This is a genomic window from Pseudomonas sp. LjRoot277, assembly GCF_964253845.1.
Taxonomy (GTDB): Bacteria; Pseudomonadota; Gammaproteobacteria; order Pseudomonadales; family Pseudomonadaceae; genus Aquipseudomonas.
Genome location: NZ_CAXURI020000001.1, coordinates 1589998 through 1610684, shown reverse-complemented (window position 1 = coordinate 1610684; position 20687 = coordinate 1589998). Strand labels below are relative to the sequence as shown.

Sequence of the window (20687 nt, the reverse complement as noted above, 5' to 3'; positions counted from 1 at the left end):
GAATCCAACCTTCAGTTGGCAACGAGCGTTCGCGAAACGCGAACGCTCAGACCACCCCACGCAAATGCTCGAACAACATCCGGCTCACCGGCGACAGCGCCGCTTCATCACGCACCACCAGAACCAACGCGCGATCCGACCAGTCATCCGTCAACGGCACCGCGTGCAAGCCCAGCGCCTGGCCAAACAGTTCATAGGCCTTTTGCGGCAGGATGCCGATGCCCATGTTGGCCTGGACCATCCGGCACATGGCGTCGAAACCCGGTACATGAATCCGTAGCCGCAGCACTTTGCCGGCCTGGCGCGCGGCCGCGTGGGTACGCATATTGATCGAACTGGCGGAATGCAGACCGACGTAATCGCTGTCCAGCGTATCGGCGAAGGCCAGGCTGGAACGACTCGCCAGCGGATGATCGGGCAGCATCAACACCATCAGTTTGTCCTGTCGATAAAGCACGCTGTGCAAACCTTTGACGTCGCTGTCACTGGAGCAGATCCCAAGGTCCGCCACGCCATCCAGCACACCCTGAATCACCCCGCTGCTGGGGCGTTCTTCGAGGTCGGTCTTGACCTGAGGATGACGCTCGGAAAAGTCCCGCAGGTCTTCGGGCAGAAACTGAATGATCGCCGACAGGTTGGCGAGCATCCGCACATAGCCGCGAATACCGTGGCTGTGCTCGCCCAGTTCGAGCCCCATTTTCTCAACGTTGAACAGCATCTGCCGGGCATGGTGCAACAAGGTTTCACCGGCCGGCGTCAGGGTCATGCCCTTGGCCTGGCGCACGAACAGACTGATGCCCAGCGCTTCTTCCAACTCCATCAGCCGCTTGCTGGCCGCCGACACGGCGATGGCTTCACGCGCGGCGGCACGGGTCAGCGTGCCCTCCTCATGAACGGCGACAAACAGCTGGAGAGTGATCAGGTCGAGGCGGCGGATCAGGCTTTTTTGCAGCATGGAGGGCTCGATGACTTCTGTTCGACTGAGTCGGCAGGATAGCCCGGTTTCTACGCGACTCGGCAAAGCAAATTGCCCACAACATCACGAGGCATCGCCCTACACATAAATCTCTTGTAACACTCAGCCGTACCGGAAACAGCCGATTCAAAGCCTCCGCCGCGCTCTGTAAAGTCTGGAAACACACACGAACTGCAACACACCCATGGATCGTTTCACTCAAGGAAAGTCATTTTCATATGGACCAGACAGCACAGGCGGCAAACCGCTACACCAACTACCGCAAAGTCATCGCATTGGCCGATCACGATTGGGAGAGCGCTGAAGCCGGGAAAATTTCGGGGCTCAACGTCGAAATCAAAAGTGCCAACCGGATGCTCGATCAGCACGGGCGCGCCTTTCATCATTTCGGCACGACGTCTTACCTGGGCCTGGATCACCATCCCGACATTCTCGATGGCGCCATGAATACCCTGTGGGAAACCGGCACCCTTCGCGTCGCCAACTCAAAGAACCGCTGCAAGCTGGCGATTCTGGAACAGTACGAAACCGAACTGTCCGAGTTGTTCGGCGCCAGTTGCCTGAGCACCTTGTCGTGCAGTGCGGCGAGTGCCGGAATCCTGCCGTTGCTGGCCAGCGGCGTGTTCACGGAAAACCGCCCTCCCGTGATGGTCTTCGACCGGTTGGCGCACTATTCGATGAATCACCTCAAAGCCGCCTGCGCCGATGAAACCACGGTCGTGACCTGCCCTCATAACGACATGGATTTTCTCGAGAAGCAGTGCCAGCAACACCGCACCGTCGCGTATGTCGCCGACGGCGCCTACAGCATGGGCGGGATCGCAGACCTGGACAGTCTTTTGTATCTCAAGGACCGCTATGGGTTGTTTCTCTACCTGGACGATTCCCACGCGCTGTCCGCCGTCGGAACATTCGGCGTTGGCCTCGTGCGCCCCAGGTTGCACGCCCTGGAGGATGACTGCCTGATCGTCGCCTCGCTGGCCAAGTCGTTTGGCGCCAGCGGTGGTCTGGTAATGCTGGGCAATGAACGGCAGAAGAGGCTCATTGCCCGTTACGGCGGCCCCAGCAATTGGTCGCAAAGCCTGAACAGTGCAGCCATTGGCGCAGGCAGAGCATCCATCCAGCTTCATCGCACGCCGGAATTTGCCGTGTTACAGGAAAAACTTCAGGTTAATATCCGGCTGTTCGACAGCCTCATCCGCACCGATCAACACAACAGCAACATGGCGATTCGACTGGTCAACTGCGGCGAAGCAGCGCTGGCCAACAGCATCGCCATGGAACTGGCCAATCACGGCTTCTTCACCTCGGCCGTGTTTTTCCCGGTGGTCGCACAAGGCAAGGCGGCCATCAGAATCACCCTGCGCGCCGACATGGAGCCGACGCTGATCCGCCACTTTTGTGAACTCATTACCGAGCTTTTACGCACTCGAGGCCGGGACATCGGCTGTTGAACTGAAATCAGGGAAGATTCAATGAAGAGCAGCACCACCCTCCTCGTCACCTGCTGCACGGTTTTCCTCGCCCAGTTGGGCATGAGCATTTACCTGCCGGCGCTGCCGGACATGGCCCGGGATCTGTCCGCCGACGCCTCGCAGGTTTCCTGGGGGCTGGCGGTGTATCTGATCGGCATGGCGTTGCCGATGTTGTTCTGGGGCAGCCTGGGCCAGCGCATCGGTCGAAAACCGGTGCTGCTTGCCGCGGTGGGCATCTACGGGTTGGGCAATCTGGCCCTGCCCCTGAGCCAGACGCTTGAATCGTTCCTGGCGTTTCGACTGGTTCAGGGCATTGGCGCCAGCGGCATTTCGGTCATGGCCCGGGTGCTGATCCGCGACAGTTTCCGCGGTGATCTTCTGGCCAAGGCGTTGTCCTGGATTTCGATTTCCTTTGTGGTGGCGCTGGGGATCGGCCAATACCTGGGGTCGATCATCCAGGTGGCGCTGGGCTGGCCATCGATTTTCTATCTGTTGGGGGGTGTGAGTCTGATGATGGGGCTGATCGTGGCCCGGGTCAGGTTCCCGATGCTGGCCGAGGAGAATGTCCCGTCATCCGCCTGGCCGAGTTACTGGCGCATTTTGCGTCATCGAGCCTTTCTGCTGCCGGCCCTCACCGGCGGCCTTGGGTACGGGGTGATTGTCGCGTTCAACACCGCAGCGCCGCTGATTCTGCAAGGCCCGTTCAACTGGTCGGCCGTGGAATACGGGTTGTTGGGCTGGCCGATCAGCGCGGCCTATTTTCTGGGGGCTTTGGCGGTCAATGGCTTTGTACTTCACACCGGTCAACGCGGGTTGATAACGGCAGGTGTAGGGCTGGTGCTGGCCGGCAGCGCGGTGATGTTGCTGGGGAGTCTGGCGGGCACTTCAGTGGCGCTGCTGTTCTGGTTGCCCTATTGCGTTGCGGTGTTCGGCCAGTCTTTGACTTATCCGGTCAGCCTGTCCCTGGCCAATGACGGTTCGCCGGTCGGCGGTGCGTATGCGATGGCGTTGAGCGGTTTCATTCATCAACTGATGGCTGCCGTTATCGGCGGGATCGCCAGTTTGATCGCGAGCCCGCAAGCATGGCCGTTGTCACTGTTGTGTACCTTGCTGGCGTTGGGCGCGATGCTCTGCGTAATGCTCGCGCCCGGCCGCAAGACTTCCTAAAACGCGCTGCGGAAAATCTCCTCGATCTGGCGCTGATCCGCCACGCGAGGATTGGTCAGGCCGCACGCGTCTTTCAAGGCATTGGTGGCGAGGATCGGGATGTCGTTGAGCTTGGCGCCGAGCTCACGCAAACCGGCGGGAATTTCCACGTCCTTGGACAGGCTGCGGATCGCCACGATGGCCGCCTGGGCGCCCGCTTCCGGGGTGAAACCGTGAACATCGGCGCCCATCGCAAGGGCGACATCGGTGAGGCGATCGGCGCAAACCAGCGCGTTAAAGCTTTGTACGTGAGGCAGCAGGACCGCGTTGCACACACCATGAGGCAAGTCGTAAAACCCGCCCAACTGGTGAGCCATGGCGTGGACATAACCCAGTGATGCGTTATTGAACGCCATGCCGGCGAGGAACTGCGCGTAGGCCATGTTTTCCCGCGCGGCCATGTCACTGCCGTTGCGGACGGCCAGGCGCAGGTTGTTGCTGATCAACGTGATCGCCTTCAGTGCGCAGGCATCGGTGATCGGGTTGGCCGCCGTGGAAACGTAGGCTTCGATGGCGTGGGTCAACGCGTCCATGCCGGTGGCAGCCGTCAGGCCCTTGGGCATGGCGACCATCAGCGCCGGGTCGTTGACCGACAGCAGCGGCGTGACGTTGCGATCGACAATGGCCATTTTCACGTGACGGGATTCGTCGGTGATGATGCAGAAACGGGTCATCTCGCTGGCAGTGCCGGCGGTGGTGTTGATGGCGATCAGCGGCAGTTGTGGTTGGGTGGATTGATCGACACCTTCGTAATCGCCAATCTGCCCGCCGTTGGTCGCGCATAACGCGATGCCTTTGGCGCAATCATGGGGCGAACCGCCGCCCAGGGACACCACGAAATCACAGCGGGTTTCCTTGAGCAGACCCAGACCGCTCTCGACGTTGGCGATGCTCGGGTTAGGCTTGGCGCCGTCGAAAATCACCGAATCGATGTCCTGCATTGCCAGCTTCTCGGCAATCATCTTCGCGACACCCGCCTTGGCCAGCCCGGCGTCGGTGACGATCAGTGCCTTGCGAAAACCGTACTTGCGAATGGCATCCATGGCTTCGTCGAGGCAACCGATGCCCATGATGTTCACGGCGGGGATGAAAAACGTGCTGCTCATAAGCGAGTCTCCTGGCTGAGGCCGAGTCGGCAGCGCCGATCTGGCGGGTCCCACAGAATCGACCTATCGGTCATGAAGTAACTTGATCTGGCTCAAGTCTTGGTCGTGATAAAGTCGCCGCCCATCAGACCTTTTGCTTTTGAGACTTTGACCGCAATGACCGATTTCCAGGATGTTGATGCCCAACTTGAAGACTGGAACGCCTTGCGCGCCACCGCCTCGTTCAGCGGCCTGCTGGTGGGCAACGGCGCCAGTCGCGCCGTGTGGGACGACTTCGGCTACGACTCGCTGTTCGAAAACGCCCGTACCGTAGAAGAAAAACCCCTGAGCCAGTCCGAGCTGAGCGTGTTCGACGCCCTGCAGACGCGCAGCTTCGAGCAGGTGCTCAGCGCGCTGAAAACCACCAGCCGGGTCAACAAGGCCCTGGCCGTGAGTTCCGCCGCACCACGTAATCGTTACTACGCGATCAAGGAAGCGCTGATCAACACCGTGCACGCGGTGCACATCCCGTGGCGGCTGGTGGTGCCTTCAACGCTGGCGGCGATCAATCAGGAACTGGGCCGTTACCGGACCGTGTTCACCACCAACTACGACTTGCTCAACTACTGGGCGACTCAGCACCAGCCTGATGCGATAAGCGACCTGTTTCAGGGTGCAGAATCAAGCTTTGATCTGAGCGCCACGGCGACCGATAAAATCCGCCTGCTTTACCTGCATGGCGGGTTGCACCTGGTGCGGAATCAGGACGGCACGGCGCGCAAACTGCTGTCGACCGAGGGCACGCTGCTCGGCAGTTTCGCGATCAACAACACGATCAAGACCCTCGACGACGTGCCGCTGTTCGTCAATGAAGGTCCGGCGCAGGACAAGCTCAAAACCATTCGCAGCTCGGACTATCTGTCGTTCTGCTACGACCAGCTACTTGGCCATGGCGACGGCTTGTGCCTGTTTGGCCATGCCCTGGGGGAGCAGGACAGCCACATCATCCACGCCTTGCGCCAGGCGAAACCGCAGGTGGTGGCAATCTCGATTTATCCGCGCAGCAAGGCGTTCATTCAGCACCAGAAGCGGCACTACGCGAAGGTGTTTGAAGGAACCGGGAGTGAGTTGCGGTTTTTTGATTCGAAGACGCATGCGTTGGGCAACCCCAAGCTGACCGTGCCGGTCGAGGTTTAGCGGCGACGCGGCTGACGCCTTCGCGAGCAAGCCCGCTCCCACATTTGACCGCGTCTGTCCGGACAACTCGGTCTAATGTGGGAGCGGGCTTGCTCGCGAAGGCGTCAGACCAATCGACTCATTCTTCAGCGCTATGTACGACCACCAGCAACTGCGCCTGAACCTCGCCCACTGACCGTATCCGGTGTGGTTTCTGCGCATTGAAGTGCAACGCGTCCCCACGATTGAGCAGCACCCGCTCGTTCATGAAGTCCACTTCCACCTGCCCCTCATGCACGAACAGAAACTCCTCGCCCAAATGTTCCTTGAAGGTCTTGTCGGCAAACTCGGTCGGCGGGTAAATCATGAACGGCAGCAGGCTGCGCTCGCTGACCTGATGGGCCAGCACCGCATAGCCCGGGCTTTCATCGTTGGCCGCCAGAGACTGGCGTTCATCGCTGCGCACCAGGCTGTAACTGTCGAGGCTGACGTTGTCTTCGGAGAACAACTCCTCGACCTTCACGTTCAGTGCCTTGGCCAGTTTTAACGCGGCAGCAATCGACGGAGTGTTCAACCCGCGTTCGACTTTCGACAGATAGCTCTTGGTCATGCCGGACTTTTCGGCCAAGGCCTCCAGCGTCACGCCGAGTTTTTTTCTCAGTAATTTCAAACGGATAGACATGTAGAGCGATTAATCCATCAAGGGAGCAACGATTGTTCCTTGCCAATGACACAATGTGTCATATAGCATCACTTGTGTCATTTGCATTCACCCATGACCTTGCGAGCAACGAGTGAACGGCAAATCCGACGTCCATTGAACCACCCAAAGGACACCGATATGGCCAAGACCTTAGCACTACCCAAAGAGCAACTGGTCAAGCAAACGCTGACCCAGATGCAAAATACTCTGGCGGATAATACGTGGACCGACCGGCAAAAGCTGGCCCTGACCTGCCGGATTCTGTTCGAGAACGGCCACGACTCCGGCCTGGCCGGGCAGATTACCGCCCGCGGCCCGCAACCTGGCACCTACTACACTCAGCAACTGGGCCTGGGTTTCGACGAAATCACCGCCAGCAATCTGCTGCTGGTCAACGAAGACCTGGACGTGCTTGTAGGCCACGGCATGCCCAACCCGGCCAACCGTTTCCACAGCTGGGTGTACCGCGCGCGGCCAGACATTAACTGCATCATCCACACTCACCCGACCCACGTTGCCGCGCTATCGATGCTCGAAGTGCCGCTGCAGATTTCCCACATGGACCTCTGCCCGCTTTACGACGATTGCGCGTTTCTCGAAGGCTGGCCGGGCGTGCCGGTGGGCAACGAGGAAGGTGAACTGATTGCCGCCGCCCTGGGCGACAAACGGGCGATTCTGCTTTCACACCACGGCCAATTGTCCACCGGTGCGACCATCGAAGAAGCCTGTGTCATTGCGCAACTGATTGAGCGAGCGGCCAAGCTGCAATTGCTGGCCATGAGCGCCGGGACCATCAAGCCGATCCTGCCAGAGCTGGGCCGCGAAGCCCATGACTGGATCGCCAGGCCGAAACGTCACGCCGCCGCTTTCAACTACTACGCTCGGCAGAACCTGCGTCAACACGCCGATTGCCTGAACTGAAACCACTCATTTTCAAGAGGAGCGTCGCCATGTCGACCCCAACCATTCACGGCATCATCGGCTACACCATCACTCCGTTCACCGCCAACGGCGAAGGCGTTGATCTCGACGCGCTCGGGCGTTCCATCGATCGCCTGATCGATGGCGGCGTCCACTCCATCGCACCGCTGGGCAGCACCGGCGAAGGCGCTTACCTGAGCGACGCGGAGTGGGATCAGGTCAGCGAATTCAGCATCAAGCACGTGGCCAAACGTGTGCCGACCATCGTCAGCGTGTCCGACCTGACCACGGCCAAAGCGGTGCGCCGCGCACGTTTCGCCGAAGACCACGGCGCCGACGTGGTGATGGTGCTGCCGACGTCCTACTGGAAACTCAGCGAAGCGGAAATCCTCGCCCACTACCGCGCCATCGGCGAGAACATCGGCGTACCGATCATGCTCTACAACAACCCGGCGACCAGCGGCACCGATATGTCGGTGGACCTGATCCTGCGGATTTTCAATGCCGTGGACAACGTGACGATGGTCAAGGAAAGCACCGGCGACATCCAGCGCATGCACCAACTGCAACGGCTCGGCGAAGGTCAGGTGCCGTTCTACAACGGCTGTAATCCATTGGCGCTGGAAGCCTTTGCGGCGGGCGCAAAAGGCTGGTGCACGGCGGCACCGAACCTGATCCCGCAGCTCAATCTTGATTTGTATGAAGCGGTATTGGCCAACGACCTGGGCAAGGCACGCGAAGTGTTTTATCGCCAGTTGCCGCTGCTGGATTTCATTCTGAAGGGTGGCTTGCCGGCGACGATCAAGGCCGGCTTGCGCGCCACCGGGCTGGAAGTGGGCGATCCGCGGTTGCCGGTGTTTCCGTTGGATGAGGCCGGTTGCAGCCAGCTGCAAGACCTGTTGAAAGCATTGCGCTGATCTCAAAACAGATACAAAACCAATATGGGAGTGGGCTTGCTCGCGAAGGCAGTGTGTCAGGCAACATTGAAGGTGACTGACACCACGCCTTCGCGAGCAAGCCCGCTCCCACACTAGGTAGCCGGTGTGTTTAGAGCACCGGCAAGGTCTTGTCCTTGATCACCGTGGTCGGCCCGTTGGCTTTTACGCTGGAGATGCCTTTCTCCAGCGCGGCAGCGGAGGTGTAAGCCTCGCTGCTACCGATGATCTCGTGGTTACCAGCCTTGAGGTTGAAGTAAGGATGGCCATCCTTGGTGGTTTTCTTCTCGTAGCGTTCATCCTTCGGGCTGTTGCTCTGAACCGACACGATGCCTTTGTCAGCGGCCGCGCGGGTGGTGTACAGCTCGCTGGTCAGAATGGTTTCCGCGTTAGCGGCCTTCAGTACAAATTTGAACTGACCATTGCTGCTTTTGCTCACTTCATACCATCCAGACATGCTCTTTCTCCTTGGCAATTGAGAGGTTTGGCGCTTCAGAGTAAAGACCAACCTGCCCTACTTCACCACCGCGCGCACCACCGATAACTCCGGCGCCTGCACCCGTCGCTGACTCAGATACCGCATACAACTGACCCGCAAAAACGAGGCGAAATTCACCACCTCGCCGCGGTAGTCCATCACCTCTTCATACAGCTTGGCGATCAACTGATTGGTGGTCATGCCGTCGGCCTCGGCGATTTCGCTGAGGATGTCCCAGAACTGATTTTCCAGCCGAAGGGTGGTGACCACCCCGCAGATGCGCAGCGAGCGGGAGCGCGATTCGTAGAGAATCGGATCGGCTTTGACGTAGAGCTCGCACATGCAAAGGTCCCTCGTTACAGCGTGATTTTGGTGCCCAGCAACCCGAGGAAACCGGCGAGCCAGCTCGGGTGCGCCGGCCAGGCTGGCGCAGTGGCCAGATTGCCTTGTACGTGACCTTCCGTCACCGGGATATCGATGAACGTACCGCCCGCCAGGCGCACTTCCGGGGCACAGGCCGGATAAGCGCTGCACTCGCGACCTTCGAGAATTCCCGCGGCCGCCAGCAGTTGAGCACCGTGACACACAGCAGCGATCGGTTTGCCGGCCTTGTCGAACGCGCGCACCAGTTCCAGGACTTTTTCGTTCAGGCGCAGGTACTCCGGCGCACGACCACCTGGCACCAGCAGGGCGTCGTAGTCTTCGGACTTGACCTTGGCGAAGTCGAAGTTCAGGGCAAACAGGTGACCGGGTTTTTCGCTGTAGGTCTGGTCGCCTTCGAAGTCATGGATCGCCGTGCGTACGGTCTGACCGGCGGTTTTGTCCGGGCAAACGGCGTGCACCGTGTGGCCGACCATCAGCAGCGCCTGAAACGGCACCATCACTTCGTAGTCTTCGACGTAATCGCCGACCAGCATCAGAATTTTTTTAGCCGCCATGGGGATGACTCCTCTGGGAAATACGTGGGTCTGCAGGAGTATTCAAAGTAGTCCTTATCTGCGGGGTCGGGTAATAACCAGCTACTACCGCGTCATCGTTCTTCGCGAGCAAGCCCGCTCCCACATTGGAATGCGTTCCCCTGTGGGAGCGGGCTTGCTCGCGAAGAGGCCCTCAAACTGTACGGATAACTCTGCACCTAGCTGTAACAGAGCAACGACCCCGGTTTATGGCTAGATGAAGGTCTTCCCGTCACCCTGTATTCTGGTTGCCATCATGTCCTCGCGCGAAAACACCGGCATGGCCCTCGGCCTGCTCGGCGTTGTGATCTTCAGCCTCACCCTGCCCTTCACACGGATCGTCGTGCAGGAACTCCATCCGCTGCTCAACGGCCTGGGCCGTGCGCTGTTCGCGGCGGTTCCGGCGGCGATGTTGTTGCTGTGGCGCCGTGAAAAGTGGCCGACCTGGAAACAAGTCAAAGGCCTGACCCTGGTGATCGCCGGGGTGATCCTCGGCTTCCCGGTGTTGTCGGCCTGGGCCATGCAAACCTTGCCGGCGTCTCACGGTGCGCTGGTCAACGGCTTACAGCCGTTGTGCGTAGCGCTGTACGCCGCGTGGTTGTCCCACGAACGACCGTCGAAAGCCTTCTGGGCCTGCGCCGCGCTGGGCAGCGCGCTGGTGCTGGGTTATGCGCTGATCAGCGGGGCCGGCAGCATTCAGGCCGGTGATTTGCTGATGCTCGGCGCGATTGCCGTGGGCGGTTTGGGGTACGCCGAGGGCGGCCGATTGGCCAAGGAGATGGGCGGTTGGCAGGTGATCTGCTGGGCACTGGTGTTATCGACGCCGTTGCTGACCGGGCCGGTGGTGTACCTGGCGCTGCAACATCAGGGCGAGATTTCGGCCAAGACCTGGTGGGCCTTCGGTTACGTCTCGCTGTTTTCGCAGTTCATCGGCTTCTTCGCCTGGTACGCCGGGCTGGCGATGGGCGGCATTGCCCGGGTCAGTCAGATCCAGCTGTTGCAGATCTTCTTCACCATCGCCTTTTCGGCGCTGTTCTTCGGCGAACACATCGAGCCGATCACCTGGCTGTTTGCCGCCGGGGTGATCGTGACCGTGATGTTGGGACGCAAGACGGCCGTACGCCCGGCGCAACCGGGCACGTTACCGGTAGGGATTCAGGTCAAGCCTTAGCAACCAGCAACCCATCGGCCCGCAGCAGCGTTTCGAGGCAATGTTCGCTGATGTGGTAGAAATCCTTCAGCTCCTGAATCTTCACCAACAGCTGGGCCGGATCAATCGGCTCGGCTCGTTTGACCGCCAGGATCATCTTGTTCTTGTTGGTGTGGTCCAGTGAGATGAACTCAAAGACCTTGGTCTCATAACCACAGGCTTCCAGGAACAACGCACGCAAACTGTCGGTGACCATTTCCGCTTGCTGGCCCAAATGCAGACCGTATTGCAGCATCGGCTTGAGCAGCGCCGGGCTCTGGATTTGCAGGCGGATCTGCTTGTGGCAGCACGGAGAGCACATGATGATCGAGGCGCCGGAACGAATGCCGGTGTGAATCGCATAGTCGGTGGCGATGTCGCAGGCATGCAGCGCGATCATCACGTCCAGCTCGCTCGGCGCCACGCTGCGCACATCACCGCACTTGAACACCAGCCCCGGATGCTCGAGCTTTGCGGCTGCGGCGTTGCACAAATCCACCATCTCTTCACGCAACTCGACGCCAGTCACCACGCCTTCGGCCTTCAAGGTGTTGCGCAGGTAGTCGTGGATCGCGAACGTCAGGTAACCCTTGCCCGAACCGAAATCCGCCACCTGAACCGGCTTGTCCAGCGCCAGCGGTGAGGTGGTCAGTGCATGGCTGAAGACCTCGATGAACTTGTTGATCTGCTTCCACTTGCGCGACATCGCCGGGATCAACTCGTGTTGCTTGTTGGTCACGCCGAGGTCGGCGAGGAACGGCCGGCTCAGGTCGAGGAAGCGGTTCTTCTCGCGGTTGTGCTCAGCGGATGGCACTTCACGCAATTGCTGAGGTTTGCTTTTGAACAGCGAAGACTTGCCCTTTTTGCTGTATTCCAGCTGAGCTTCATCCGTCAGCGACAGCAAATGCGCATTTTTGAACGATGCCGGCAAGAGTGCGGCGATGGTCGCTACGCCCTCGGTGATCGGCAAATTCTTGGTGATGTCGCGCGTCTTGTAGCGGTAGACGAAGGACAGGCAGGGCTGATCCTTGACTGTCAGCTGCTTGATAATCAGCCGCTGCAAGTCCACTTCAGTACCGACGTACTTGGCCAACACCAGTTTGATGAAGGCGTTCTGGTCAAGACTGGATTGCAGCAGGTCGATGAACTGGGCGTGGTGATCCGGCGCGAGGCTGGCGGGAGTGGCGGTGACAGACATGGGAAAAACGGCCTCGGGCGGTGCGGATCGGGGAATGGCGGGTATTTTAGGGGGGATGGGGGTTGGGGACACGCAGTTATTTACCGAACGGCTTGAAAACCACCCCAGCCCTCCCGAAACGTCGGACCGCCCCAATGGGGAGAGGGGGAAAGGGAGCCGATCTTCAAGCTTTTCAAACCTGAGTTCGACTCGATTTCCCCAGTCGAAAAATATCTAGAGAACACATCGGTCAGTCCCCTCGCCCCTCGGGGCGGTCCGACGTTTCGGGAGGGTTAGGGTGAGGGGGGCTTTTAGCCCAACACCACCAACCGATTCGGCAACTCATTCCTCACGTGCGTCACCGGCACATGCACCTTGAGCAACTCGCCACACGCCTCCACACACGTCACAAACCCCTGCAACGTCTGCCCCTGCTTCACCTGCTGAGTGAACGCCGCAACAATTCCATCCCAGTTTTTATTGTCCAGCCGTTTAGAAATCCCTTCATCCACCAGAATCTCCACATAGCGTTCAGCCTCACAGACAAAAATCAGCATGCCGGTGCTGCCCACTGTGTGGTGCAGGTTTTGCTCCAGAAACTGCCGGCGCGCCAGGTTCGAGGCGCGCCAGTGACGCACCGAGCGCGGGATCAGGTGCGTGGTGATTTTCGGAATCCGGAACACCAGGCACAGCACGATGAACGTGATCCATTGCACCAGCAGCAAGCTGTGCAGGGTCAGCCAGCCGGTCAGGTAATGCACGACACCCGGCACGACCAGCGCCAGCAGGCTGGCCCAGAGCAGCGGGATATACGCATAGTCGTCGGCGCGGGCCGCGAGCACCGTCACCAGTTCGGCGTCGGTGTCGCGCTCGACCCGGGCAATCGCCTCGGCGACTTTGCGTTGTTCGTGTTCAGTCAGTAGTGCCATGTTTAAGAATGCCCACTCGCTATTGTTGTGTGATCACCAGCCGCCCGACGAACCGCCGCCCCCGAAACTGCCCCCGCCGCCGCTGAAGCCCCCGCCTCCACCGCCGCCGCCAAAACCTCCACCGCCGAACCCGCCGCTCGAACCGCCTCGTCCACCGCCGCCGCTGGGCAGGATCCCGAGCATCTGGCAGACAAACATCGTCAGGATGAACAGCATCACCAGAAACACGAAGATCCCCGGATGCCGTGAGACGAAGTCGCTTTCCTGATTGCCGCCGGAGTCATACACCGTGGACGGTTCGTCCAGCGGATTGCCGCCTAATACCACGAGCATCGCCGCGACCCCGTCGCTGATGCCCTTGCTGAAGTTGCCGGTCTTGAACGCCGGGGTGATCACCTGATTGATGATCACCGAACTCTGCGCATCGGTCAGCCGGTCTTCCAGGCCATAACCGACTTCAATCCGCAGCTTGCGATCATCACGCGCAACGATCAGCAGCGCGCCGTTGTTCTTGTCCTTCTGGCCGATGCCCCAGTAGCGCCCCAGTTGATAACCGAAATCCGCAATGTCGGTGCCTTGCAAATCCGGCAATGTGACCACCACCAGCTGCTCGCCGGTGGCTTTTTCATGGGCCTGAAGCTGTTGCGTCAGTTGCTCACGCACCGCAGGTTCGATCATCTGGGCGTTATCGACCACCCGCCCGGTCAGTTCCGGAAACTTCAACGCAGCCTGGGCCGTCAGGGCAAACACCCAGAGCAACAGCACCAGGCCAACTTTCAACACACGCATTGGCAACCTCATCCTTGGTGATGCTTCAAGCCCCTTGCGGCGCTTACTGGAACTTCACTTGAGGCGCTTTTTCCGCATCGGGGCTGGTGGCCTCGAAGGTTTCGCGGATCGGCAAATCGCTGTACATCACGCTGTGCCAGAGGCGACCGGGGAAGGTACGCAGTTCCGTGTTGTATTTCTGCACGGCGAGGATGAAGTCCCGACGCGCCACGGCAATGCGATTCTCGGTGCCTTCAAGTTGCGATTGCAACGCCAGGAAGTTCTGGTTGGCCTTGAGGTCCGGGTAACGCTCGGACACCACCATCAAACGGCTCAAGGCGCCGGTCAGTTGATCCTGGGCCTGCTGGAACTGTTTGAGTTTTTCCGGGTTATCCAGGGTCCTGGCATCGACCTGGATCGACGTGGCCTTGGCCCGGGCTTCAATCACGGCGGTCAGGGTTTCTTCTTCGTGCTTGGCGTAACCCTTGACGGTTTCCACCAGGTTGGGAATCAGGTCGGCGCGGCGCTGGTACTGGTTCTGCACCTGGCCCCAGGCAGCCTTGGCCTGTTCGTCGAGGGTCGGAATCGTGTTGATGCCGCAGCCGGCCAGCAGCGTGGTCAGCAACATCAAGGCTGCAACCTGCAGGCTCGACCGATAGTGGTGTCGTACATTCATCTGGTTGACTCTCCCTTGCACATTCCGTTGAAAAACAACCTTCGAACTTTGAACCCGGCTCTTGGGGCATAATCTGCCGCCACCACTGGATTGCATCGAGCCAATGGGCTAAAAGATGCCCCAGCGCGAAAACACGCAGAAGTGTGCTGCATTTACCTGAACAACAATAGTCGCTCCCTAAATTTTGGCTGACCGGCGCGTATTCACTGCCGTTTTAGCTTTTGAGAAAAATATTCATGAAGAAGCTGTGTTTGCTGGGCCTGTTCGTCAGCCTGGCCAGTCATAACGTATTGGCCGCCACGACACCCGCACCTCTGGAAAACAAGGACGCGTTCATCAGCAACCTGATGAAGCAGATGACCCTCGATGAAAAAATCGGCCAGTTGCGCCTGATCAGCATCGGCCCGGAAATGCCACGGGAGATGATCCGCAAGGAAATCGCCGCCGGCAACATCGGTGGCACGTTCAACTCGATCACCCGCCCGGAAAACCGTCCGATGCAGGACGCGGCCATGCGCAGCCGGCTGAAGATCCCGATGTTCTTCGCCTATGACGTGATCCACGGCCACCGCACCATTTTCCCGATTCCGCTGGCCCTGGCCTCGAGCTGGGACATGGACGCCATTGGCCTGTCCGGGCGCATCGCCGCCAAGGAAGCCTCATCGGACGGCGTCGACCTCACCTTCGCGCCGATGGTCGACATCTCCCGCGACCCGCGTTGGGGCCGTACTTCCGAAGGCTTCGGCGAAGACACCTACCTTGTGTCGCGTATTGCCGGCGTCATGGTCAAGGCGTTCCAGGGCACCGGTGCGAACGCGGCCGACAGCATCATGGCCAGCGTCAAGCACTTTGCCTTGTACGGCGCCGTCGAGGGCGGTCGCGACTACAACGTAGTCGACATGAGCCCGATCAAGATGTTCCAGGATTACCTGCCTCCGTACCGTGCGGCTATCGACGCCGGTGCTGGCGGGGTGATGGTCGCGCTGAACTCGATCAACGGCGTCCCGGCCACCGCGAACACCTGGCTGATGAACGACCTGTTGCGCAAGCAATGGGGCTTTAAAGGCCTGGCCGTCAGCGACCACGGGGCGATTTTCGAGCTGATCAAACACGGCGTCGCCCGTGACGGTCGCGAAGCCGCGAAGCTGGCGATCAAGGCCGGCATCGACATGAGCATGAACGACACCCTCTACGGCAAAGAGCTGCCGGGGCTGTTGAAGGCGGGTGAGATCCAGCAAAGCGACATCGACAACGCGGTGCGTGAAGTGCTTGCCGCCAAGTACGACATGGGCCTGTTCAAGGACCCGTACCTGCGCATCGGCAAGGCCGAGGATGATCCGGCCGACACCAATGCCGATAGCCGCCTGCACCGCGCCGAGGCCCGCGACGTGGCGCGCCGCAGTCTGGTGCTGTTGAAAAACGAGGGCGAAACCCTGCCGCTGAAAAAAACCGCGAAAATCGCTTTGGTGGGTCCGCTGGCCAAGGCACCGATCGACATGATGGGCAGCTGGGCCGCCAACGGTCGCCCTGCGCAATCGGTCACGCTGTTCGACGGCATGACTGCTGCACTGGGTTCGCAATCGACGTTGATCTACGCCCGTGGCGCCAACATCACCAGCGACCCCAAAATCCTCGGTTACCTGAACTTCCTCAATTTCGATGCCCCGGAAGTGGTAGACGATCCGCGTTCGGCGCAAGTGCTGATCGACGAAGCGGTGAAAGCCGCCAAGGATGCCGATGTGGTGGTCGCAGCGGTGGGCGAGTCCCGCGGCATGTCGCACGAATCATCGAGCCGCACCGATATCAACATCCCGCCCAACCAGCGCGAATTGATCAAAGCCTTGAAAGCCACCGGCAAACCGCTGGTGCTGGTGTTGATGAACGGCCGTCCGCTGTCGATTCTCGAAGAGAAGGATCAGGCTGACGCGATTCTGGAAACCTGGTTCAGCGGCACCGAAGGCGGCAACGCCATTGCCGACGTGCTGTTCGGCGACTACAACCCGTCGGGCAAACTGCCGATCACCATCCCGCGTTCGGTAGGCCAGATTCCGACCTATTACAACCACCTGAGCATTGGCCGGCCGTTCACGCCGGGCAAACCGGGCAACTACACGTCGCAGTATTTCGATGACACCACAGGGCCGCTGTTCCCGTTTGGTTTCGGCTTGAGCTACACCGATTTCAGCCTGAGCAACATGGCCCTGTCGTCGACCACGCTGAACAAGACTGGCAAGCTCGACGCCAGCGTCACGGTGAAAAACACCGGCAAGCGTGACGGCGAAACCGTGGTGCAGTTGTACATCCAGGACGTGACCGGCTCGATGATCCGCCCGATCAAGGAACTGAAGAACTTCCAGAAAGTCATGCTCAAGGCCGGCGAACAGAAAGTCGTGCGCTTCACCATTACCGAGGATGACCTGAAGTTCTACAACACCCAGCTCAAGTTCGCTGCCGAGCCGGGCAAGTTCAACGTGGAGATCGGCCTGGATTCCCAAGACGTGACGCAGCAGAGCTTTGAACTGCTGTAACCCCTGACATACCGCAAAACAAATGTGGGAGCGGGCTTGCTCGCGAAGGCGGACTTTCAGTCGACATCATCGTTGACTGACACTCCCCCTTCGCGAGCAAGCCCGCTCCCACATTAGGTTTAGGGTGTTCTTAAGATTGGGGTTAGCCCCGTCGATCCAGCAGATTCACCACCAGCCGATCCACCCATCCCCAAACCCGTTGCTTCACCCGCCGCCACAGCGGCCGGCGTTGCCATGCCTCAAGGCTGACCTCCTGACTCTGCGCAAAGTCCCTCTCGAAACTCGCCGCCACCGCACGCGTCAGCCCAGGGTCCAGCGCCTCAAGGTTGGCTTCCAGGTTGAAGCGCAAATTCCAGTGATCGAAATTGCACGAGCCGATGCTCACCCAGTCGTCGATCAGGACCATTTTCAGGTGCAGGAAACACGGCTGGTATTCGAAGATCGTCACCCCGGCCTTGAGCAATCGCGGGTAGTAGCGATGCCCGGCGTAGCGCACCGACGGGTGATCGGTGCGCGGCCCGGTCAGCAGCAGGCGCACATCGACACCTCGGGCGGCAGCCCGGCGCAGTGAGCGGCGGACTTTCCAGGTCGGCAGGAAATACGGCGTCGCCAGCCAGATCCGCTGCTGGCCGCTGTTCAACGCCCGAGTCAACGATTGCAGGATGTCCCGGTGCTGGCGGGCGTCAGCATAGGCGACCCGGCCCATGCCCTCGCCCGTGGACGGCACGCGTGGCAGACGCGGCAAGCCAAAATGCGAAGCGGGTTTCCAGGCGCGCCGATGCCGGTTGGCTATCCATTGGCGGTCGAACAGCAACTGCCAGTCGATGACCAAGGGACCGGTGATTTCCACCATCACTTCGTGCCATTCGCTGGTGTCTTCGCCCGGCGTCCAGAATTCATCGGTCACCCCGGTGCCGCCCACCACGGCCATGCTCTGATCGACCAGCAACAGCTTGCGGTGATCGCGGTAGAAGTTGCCCACCCAACGCCGCCAGCTCAGGCGATTGTAAAAACGCAGCTCCACGCCCGCCGCCATCAAACGCTGACGCAAGTTCAGGGTGAACGCGAGGCTGCCGTAATCATCGAACAGGCAGCGTACGCGCACGCCACGTTCGGCAGCCTGGACCAACGCCTGAACCATCGCCTCGGCACAGGCACCCGCCTCCACCAGGTACAGCTCCAGCTCGACCTGCTCTTCAGCGCGGGCAATCGCCACCAACATCCGTGGGAAAAACTGCGGACCGTCGATCAACAGTTCAAAATGGTTGCCTTCACGCCAGGGGAAAATTGCGCCGGCCATGTCAGCGCGCCGTGAAAATCAGTACCGCGCCCACCGGTACCGACAGACTGATGGCCGACAAACCGGCGACCTTGCGCAAACTTTCCAGGCCGGAAGCCAGGTCGAAATCCGCGGCATTGATTATCAGCGGTTCGAGGGTCACCACCTGGAAGCGCCGGTCATCGAGACGGGTTGCCAGCAGTTCGGCGTTGTATTCGTGTTGTTTGCCATGAAGGTTGACGGTCAGCGGCAGGCGCAATTCAAGTTGCGCGCCGGGTGCGAGGTCGTTGATCGGCCGCAGATCGATCTGCGCGGTGATCAGTGCTTCGGGGAAGGTCTGGATTTCAAACAGGTCCTTGCGCATGCGTTCATCGCGCAACGGAATGCCGCTGTTGACCGAGTCCAGCTCGACTTCCACCTCGGCCTGGCCTTTGGGATCGACCTTGCCGTGCAGCACCAGAAAGCGCTGCACTTCTGAAATGTTGGCGTTTTTGGTGCTGATGAACGACAGCCGCGAGGACTCGCCGTCCAGATACCAATCGGCGTGGGCCGACAGGGTGGCACCGGCCAGCAGCAGAAAGGCGAGGGTTTTGCAGAGGAAGCGGTTGAACATAGAGACTCGTGGGGCAGATAAACCTGCACGAACCTTAACCGCCCGTGAGCCAATTGCAAACGTGTAGCAGCTGGCGAAGCCTGCGTTCGGCTGCGAAGCAGTCGTGAAATCAGGCTCTGCGGTGTTTCAGAAAGAGCGAGGTGGCTGGATTGGCGACTGCTGCGTCCGAACGCGGCCCGAACCGAACGCAGGCTTCGCCAGCTGCTATGTATGGACTCGCCCCCACGTTCAACCTGCTTTTTGAACACTGCTACCCGGTTGCATCTATGTATGAGGCCTGTTCGAGGAAGCCTTCAACGGCTTCTGGCCAACATTGGGTAAGCTCGTGGTATGCCGATTACAGTAAGGCCTCAAGGGCCAGTAGCAGCTTAGGCATCAATCCGCGACGGTCTGACCTGGGTCAATGTTCTTCAGCATGGGTTGGAGCGCTTAACGCCCCGGTGGCAGAACTCTGTTATCAGTGACTCATCGCCGCCTCCTGGCCAGTGCCTGGCTGGCGACGATAAGTCTGGTCGTTTTGCAGTAGCACCCAGAGGATGCGCAGGTTGCGGTTGGCCAATCGCACGGCTGCCTCCTTGCGACCCAGGCGGGATATCCAACGCTGGAGACGTTGGTCATCCGGCTGCTGTGAATCGGGTCGTAGCTGTTTTAAAACGGCGTGGGCACCCTGGATCGTCAGACTGCGCAAGTAAGCATCGCCCTGCTTGCTCATCTTGCCCAACCGGACCTTCTCCCCGCTGCTGTGCTGGCTGGGCACCAAACCGAAGTAGGCGGCGAACAAGCGCGCGTTGGCAAAGCGTTTAGGCTCGGTCTGCTTGGCCAGCAGCGCCGTGGCGATGATCGGGCCAACGCCGCGCACCGTCATCAGCCGCTTCGCCGTCTCATCCTCCTTCGCTGCCGCTTCCAGCCGACCGGTCAGCACGTTGATGCGTTCGCCCAGTTGACCCCATTCACCCAGCAATTCGGCGATGAGTTCGCGCAGCAAATCGGGTAACGGCTGGGTGGCATCTTCCACTATCCGAGGCACGAGTTGGCTGATAGCCATTTCACCCTGCGCCATAGCCACACCATGTTCCAGCAGTAAACCGCGCATCTGATTGCCGACCGCAGTGCGTCGCCGTACATATCCCTGCCGGGCCCTGTGCAGAGCCTGCATCGCCAGCGCCGCCGCACTCTTGAGCGGTACGGCTGAGATCTTGCAATCGCGGCCTGCGCGCAAGATAGCCAATGCATCGTTGCGATCATTTTTCGGACCGCTGCGATGATTGGCCACATGTTGGGCCGGCAGGATGCGGACCGGATTACCCTGCGTCTGCAGCAATCGTGCCCATGCCTGAGCGCCTGGCCCGGTTTCCACCAACACCGTCACGCTCGCTGAAAGCTTATGAAGAAATGCCTGAAAGGCCTCACGTGACTTGATTCGATTCTCGAACAACACCTGACCGAGAGCATCCTCCCCGGCCAACTGAAAGACTCTTTTGGCAAGATCCACCGCAACTGTGGTGCATGCCGCCAGATCGGCTGACAAAAACTGATTGATCGTCGTATGCTTTTTCATGGCCTCGCCCTCGCTGTCGTTGGCTTCTATAAGAATGCCACCGTGGCGCACAGACGCCT

At 59.9% G+C, this 20687-nt stretch carries 20 protein-coding genes; 7 read left to right on the top strand and 13 right to left on the bottom strand.

Annotated elements, in window-relative coordinates:
• Positions 1–46: 46 nt before the first annotated feature.
• Complete coding sequence (locus ACSQ87_RS07650) at positions 47–955, bottom strand: LysR family transcriptional regulator (RefSeq protein ID WP_223433524.1); 909 nt, start codon at positions 953–955, stop codon at positions 47–49.
• 239 nt (positions 956–1194) lie between these two features.
• Here ACSQ87_RS07650 and ACSQ87_RS07645 point away from each other — a divergent pair, with 239 nt between their 5' ends.
• Together ACSQ87_RS07645 and ACSQ87_RS07640 are read left to right on the top strand one after the other, a co-directional pair.
• Positions 1195–2430 carry an aminotransferase class I/II-fold pyridoxal phosphate-dependent enzyme gene (locus tag ACSQ87_RS07645; protein ID WP_223433523.1) on the top strand — a complete coding sequence of 412 codons (1236 nt, stop codon included), beginning with the start codon at positions 1195–1197 and terminating at the stop codon, positions 2428–2430.
• A gap of 21 nt (positions 2431–2451) precedes the next feature.
• Complete coding sequence (locus ACSQ87_RS07640) at positions 2452–3618, top strand: MFS transporter (RefSeq protein WP_223433522.1); 1167 nt, start codon at positions 2452–2454, stop codon at positions 3616–3618.
• Here ACSQ87_RS07640 and yiaY read toward each other — a convergent pair.
• The gene (yiaY, locus tag ACSQ87_RS07635) at positions 3615–4763 is read right to left on the bottom strand and encodes an L-threonine dehydrogenase (protein WP_223433521.1); all 1149 of its coding nucleotides are present in this window, start codon (positions 4761–4763) and stop codon (positions 3615–3617) included. The genes ACSQ87_RS07640 and yiaY overlap by 4 nt on opposite strands.
• A gap of 156 nt (positions 4764–4919) precedes the next feature.
• Here yiaY and ACSQ87_RS07630 point away from each other — a divergent pair, with 156 nt between their 5' ends.
• Positions 4920–5939 (top strand): DUF4917 family protein, encoded by a 1020-nt coding sequence (locus ACSQ87_RS07630; protein WP_223433520.1) that lies wholly within the window; start codon positions 4920–4922, stop codon positions 5937–5939.
• A 118-nt stretch (positions 5940–6057) separates the two neighbouring features.
• Here the strand turns inward: ACSQ87_RS07630 and ACSQ87_RS07625 are convergent, their stop codons facing one another.
• Entirely contained in the window at positions 6058–6600 is a 543-nt protein-coding gene (locus ACSQ87_RS07625) for a helix-turn-helix domain-containing protein (RefSeq protein ID WP_123366837.1), read from the bottom strand.
• A 159-nt stretch (positions 6601–6759) separates the two neighbouring features.
• Here ACSQ87_RS07625 and ACSQ87_RS07620 point away from each other — a divergent pair, with 159 nt between their 5' ends.
• Positions 6760–7542 carry an aldolase gene (locus ACSQ87_RS07620; protein WP_223433519.1) on the top strand — a complete coding sequence of 261 codons (783 nt, stop codon included), beginning with the start codon at positions 6760–6762 and terminating at the stop codon, positions 7540–7542.
• 29 nt (positions 7543–7571) lie between these two features.
• Positions 7572–8459: a dihydrodipicolinate synthase family protein gene (locus tag ACSQ87_RS07615; protein ID WP_223433518.1), complete on the top strand. Its 888-nt coding sequence runs from the start codon at positions 7572–7574 to the stop codon at positions 8457–8459.
• 130 nt (positions 8460–8589) lie between these two features.
• On the opposite strand, the gene ACSQ87_RS07610 is transcribed toward ACSQ87_RS07615, so the two are convergent.
• The 3 genes from ACSQ87_RS07610 to ACSQ87_RS07600 are packed head-to-tail and all read right to left on the bottom strand — an operon-like array spanning position 8590 to position 9893.
• Complete coding sequence (locus ACSQ87_RS07610) at positions 8590–8934, bottom strand: YegP family protein (protein ID WP_223433517.1); 345 nt, start codon at positions 8932–8934, stop codon at positions 8590–8592.
• Positions 8935–8991: 57 nt separating this feature from the next.
• Positions 8992–9297 carry a ribbon-helix-helix domain-containing protein gene (locus ACSQ87_RS07605; RefSeq protein WP_223433516.1) on the bottom strand — a complete coding sequence of 102 codons (306 nt, stop codon included), beginning with the start codon at positions 9295–9297 and terminating at the stop codon, positions 8992–8994.
• Positions 9298–9311: 14 nt separating this feature from the next.
• Positions 9312–9893: a DJ-1/PfpI family protein gene (locus tag ACSQ87_RS07600; RefSeq protein ID WP_008152949.1), complete on the bottom strand. Its 582-nt coding sequence runs from the start codon at positions 9891–9893 to the stop codon at positions 9312–9314.
• Positions 9894–10167: 274 nt separating this feature from the next.
• Here ACSQ87_RS07600 and ACSQ87_RS07595 point away from each other — a divergent pair, with 274 nt between their 5' ends.
• Positions 10168–11082, top strand: a complete 915-nt coding sequence (locus ACSQ87_RS07595; protein ID WP_223433515.1) for a DMT family transporter — start codon at positions 10168–10170, stop codon at positions 11080–11082.
• Here the strand turns inward: ACSQ87_RS07595 and ACSQ87_RS07590 are convergent.
• The 4 genes from ACSQ87_RS07590 to ACSQ87_RS07575 all read right to left on the bottom strand — a co-directional run bounded on the left by ACSQ87_RS07590 (position 11072) and on the right by ACSQ87_RS07575 (position 14650).
• Positions 11072–12298 (bottom strand): class I SAM-dependent methyltransferase, encoded by a 1227-nt coding sequence (locus ACSQ87_RS07590; RefSeq protein ID WP_223433514.1) that lies wholly within the window; start codon positions 12296–12298, stop codon positions 11072–11074. The genes ACSQ87_RS07595 and ACSQ87_RS07590 overlap by 11 nt on opposite strands.
• Positions 12299–12588: 290 nt before the next feature.
• Complete coding sequence (locus ACSQ87_RS07585; RefSeq protein WP_056739379.1) at positions 12589–13206, bottom strand: TPM domain-containing protein; 618 nt, start codon at positions 13204–13206, stop codon at positions 12589–12591.
• A gap of 33 nt (positions 13207–13239) precedes the next feature.
• Entirely contained in the window at positions 13240–13995 is a 756-nt protein-coding gene (locus tag ACSQ87_RS07580) for a TPM domain-containing protein (protein WP_415770928.1), read from the bottom strand.
• 43 nt (positions 13996–14038) lie between these two features.
• Positions 14039–14650 (bottom strand): LemA family protein, encoded by a 612-nt coding sequence (locus ACSQ87_RS07575; RefSeq protein ID WP_223433678.1) that lies wholly within the window; start codon positions 14648–14650, stop codon positions 14039–14041.
• A 236-nt stretch (positions 14651–14886) separates the two neighbouring features.
• Between ACSQ87_RS07575 and bglX the strand changes: the two genes are divergently transcribed.
• On the top strand, positions 14887–17178 hold the full coding sequence (gene bglX / locus ACSQ87_RS07570; protein WP_223433677.1) for a beta-glucosidase BglX: 2292 nt from the start codon (positions 14887–14889) through the stop codon (positions 17176–17178).
• A gap of 142 nt (positions 17179–17320) precedes the next feature.
• On the opposite strand, the gene ACSQ87_RS07565 is transcribed toward bglX, so the two are convergent.
• The 3 genes from ACSQ87_RS07565 to ACSQ87_RS07555 all read right to left on the bottom strand — a co-directional run bounded on the left by ACSQ87_RS07565 (position 17321) and on the right by ACSQ87_RS07555 (position 20628).
• Positions 17321–18478, bottom strand: coding sequence for a phospholipase D-like domain-containing protein (locus tag ACSQ87_RS07565; protein WP_436273575.1), 1158 nt, complete (start codon positions 18476–18478; stop codon positions 17321–17323).
• A gap of 1 nt (position 18479) precedes the next feature.
• Positions 18480–19070 carry a YceI family protein gene (locus ACSQ87_RS07560; protein WP_223433675.1) on the bottom strand — a complete coding sequence of 197 codons (591 nt, stop codon included), beginning with the start codon at positions 19068–19070 and terminating at the stop codon, positions 18480–18482.
• A 457-nt stretch (positions 19071–19527) separates the two neighbouring features.
• Entirely contained in the window at positions 19528–20628 is a 1101-nt protein-coding gene (locus tag ACSQ87_RS07555; RefSeq protein WP_436273574.1) for an IS110 family transposase, read from the bottom strand.
• Between the last annotated feature and the right edge of the window lie 59 nt (positions 20629–20687).

What these genes read in the sequence shown, in the direction of transcription:
- ACSQ87_RS07640 (WP_223433522.1), top strand. Translation starts at nt 2,452, where the DNA reads ATGAAGAGCAGCACCACCCTCCTCGTCACCTGCTGCACGGTTTTCCTC.
- ACSQ87_RS07645 (WP_223433523.1), top strand. Translation starts at nt 1,195, where the DNA reads ATGGACCAGACAGCACAGGCGGCAAACCGCTACACCAACTACCGCAAA.
- ACSQ87_RS07590 (WP_223433514.1), bottom strand. Translation starts at nt 12,298, where the DNA reads ATGTCTGTCACCGCCACTCCCGCCAGCCTCGCGCCGGATCACCACGCC.
- ACSQ87_RS07580 (WP_415770928.1), bottom strand. Translation starts at nt 13,995, where the DNA reads ATGCGTGTGTTGAAAGTTGGCCTGGTGCTGTTGCTCTGGGTGTTTGCC.
- ACSQ87_RS07610 (WP_223433517.1), bottom strand. Translation starts at nt 8,934, where the DNA reads ATGTCTGGATGGTATGAAGTGAGCAAAAGCAGCAATGGTCAGTTCAAA.
- ACSQ87_RS07560 (WP_223433675.1), bottom strand. Translation starts at nt 19,070, where the DNA reads ATGTTCAACCGCTTCCTCTGCAAAACCCTCGCCTTTCTGCTGCTGGCC.
- ACSQ87_RS07605 (WP_223433516.1), bottom strand. Translation starts at nt 9,297, where the DNA reads ATGTGCGAGCTCTACGTCAAAGCCGATCCGATTCTCTACGAATCGCGC.
- ACSQ87_RS07650 (WP_223433524.1), bottom strand. Translation starts at nt 955, where the DNA reads ATGCTGCAAAAAAGCCTGATCCGCCGCCTCGACCTGATCACTCTCCAG.
- ACSQ87_RS07575 (WP_223433678.1), bottom strand. Translation starts at nt 14,650, where the DNA reads ATGAATGTACGACACCACTATCGGTCGAGCCTGCAGGTTGCAGCCTTG.
- ACSQ87_RS07625 (WP_123366837.1), bottom strand. Translation starts at nt 6,600, where the DNA reads ATGTCTATCCGTTTGAAATTACTGAGAAAAAAACTCGGCGTGACGCTG.
- ACSQ87_RS07600 (WP_008152949.1), bottom strand. Translation starts at nt 9,893, where the DNA reads ATGGCGGCTAAAAAAATTCTGATGCTGGTCGGCGATTACGTCGAAGAC.
- ACSQ87_RS07615 (WP_223433518.1), top strand. Translation starts at nt 7,572, where the DNA reads ATGTCGACCCCAACCATTCACGGCATCATCGGCTACACCATCACTCCG.
- ACSQ87_RS07630 (WP_223433520.1), top strand. Translation starts at nt 4,920, where the DNA reads ATGACCGATTTCCAGGATGTTGATGCCCAACTTGAAGACTGGAACGCC.
- ACSQ87_RS07595 (WP_223433515.1), top strand. Translation starts at nt 10,168, where the DNA reads ATGTCCTCGCGCGAAAACACCGGCATGGCCCTCGGCCTGCTCGGCGTT.
- ACSQ87_RS07565 (WP_436273575.1), bottom strand. Translation starts at nt 18,478, where the DNA reads ATGGCCGGCGCAATTTTCCCCTGGCGTGAAGGCAACCATTTTGAACTG.
- ACSQ87_RS07555 (WP_436273574.1), bottom strand. Translation starts at nt 20,628, where the DNA reads ATGAAAAAGCATACGACGATCAATCAGTTTTTGTCAGCCGATCTGGCG.
- ACSQ87_RS07585 (WP_056739379.1), bottom strand. Translation starts at nt 13,206, where the DNA reads ATGGCACTACTGACTGAACACGAACAACGCAAAGTCGCCGAGGCGATT.
- ACSQ87_RS07620 (WP_223433519.1), top strand. Translation starts at nt 6,760, where the DNA reads ATGGCCAAGACCTTAGCACTACCCAAAGAGCAACTGGTCAAGCAAACG.
- bglX (WP_223433677.1), top strand. Translation starts at nt 14,887, where the DNA reads ATGAAGAAGCTGTGTTTGCTGGGCCTGTTCGTCAGCCTGGCCAGTCAT.
- yiaY (WP_223433521.1), bottom strand. Translation starts at nt 4,763, where the DNA reads ATGAGCAGCACGTTTTTCATCCCCGCCGTGAACATCATGGGCATCGGT.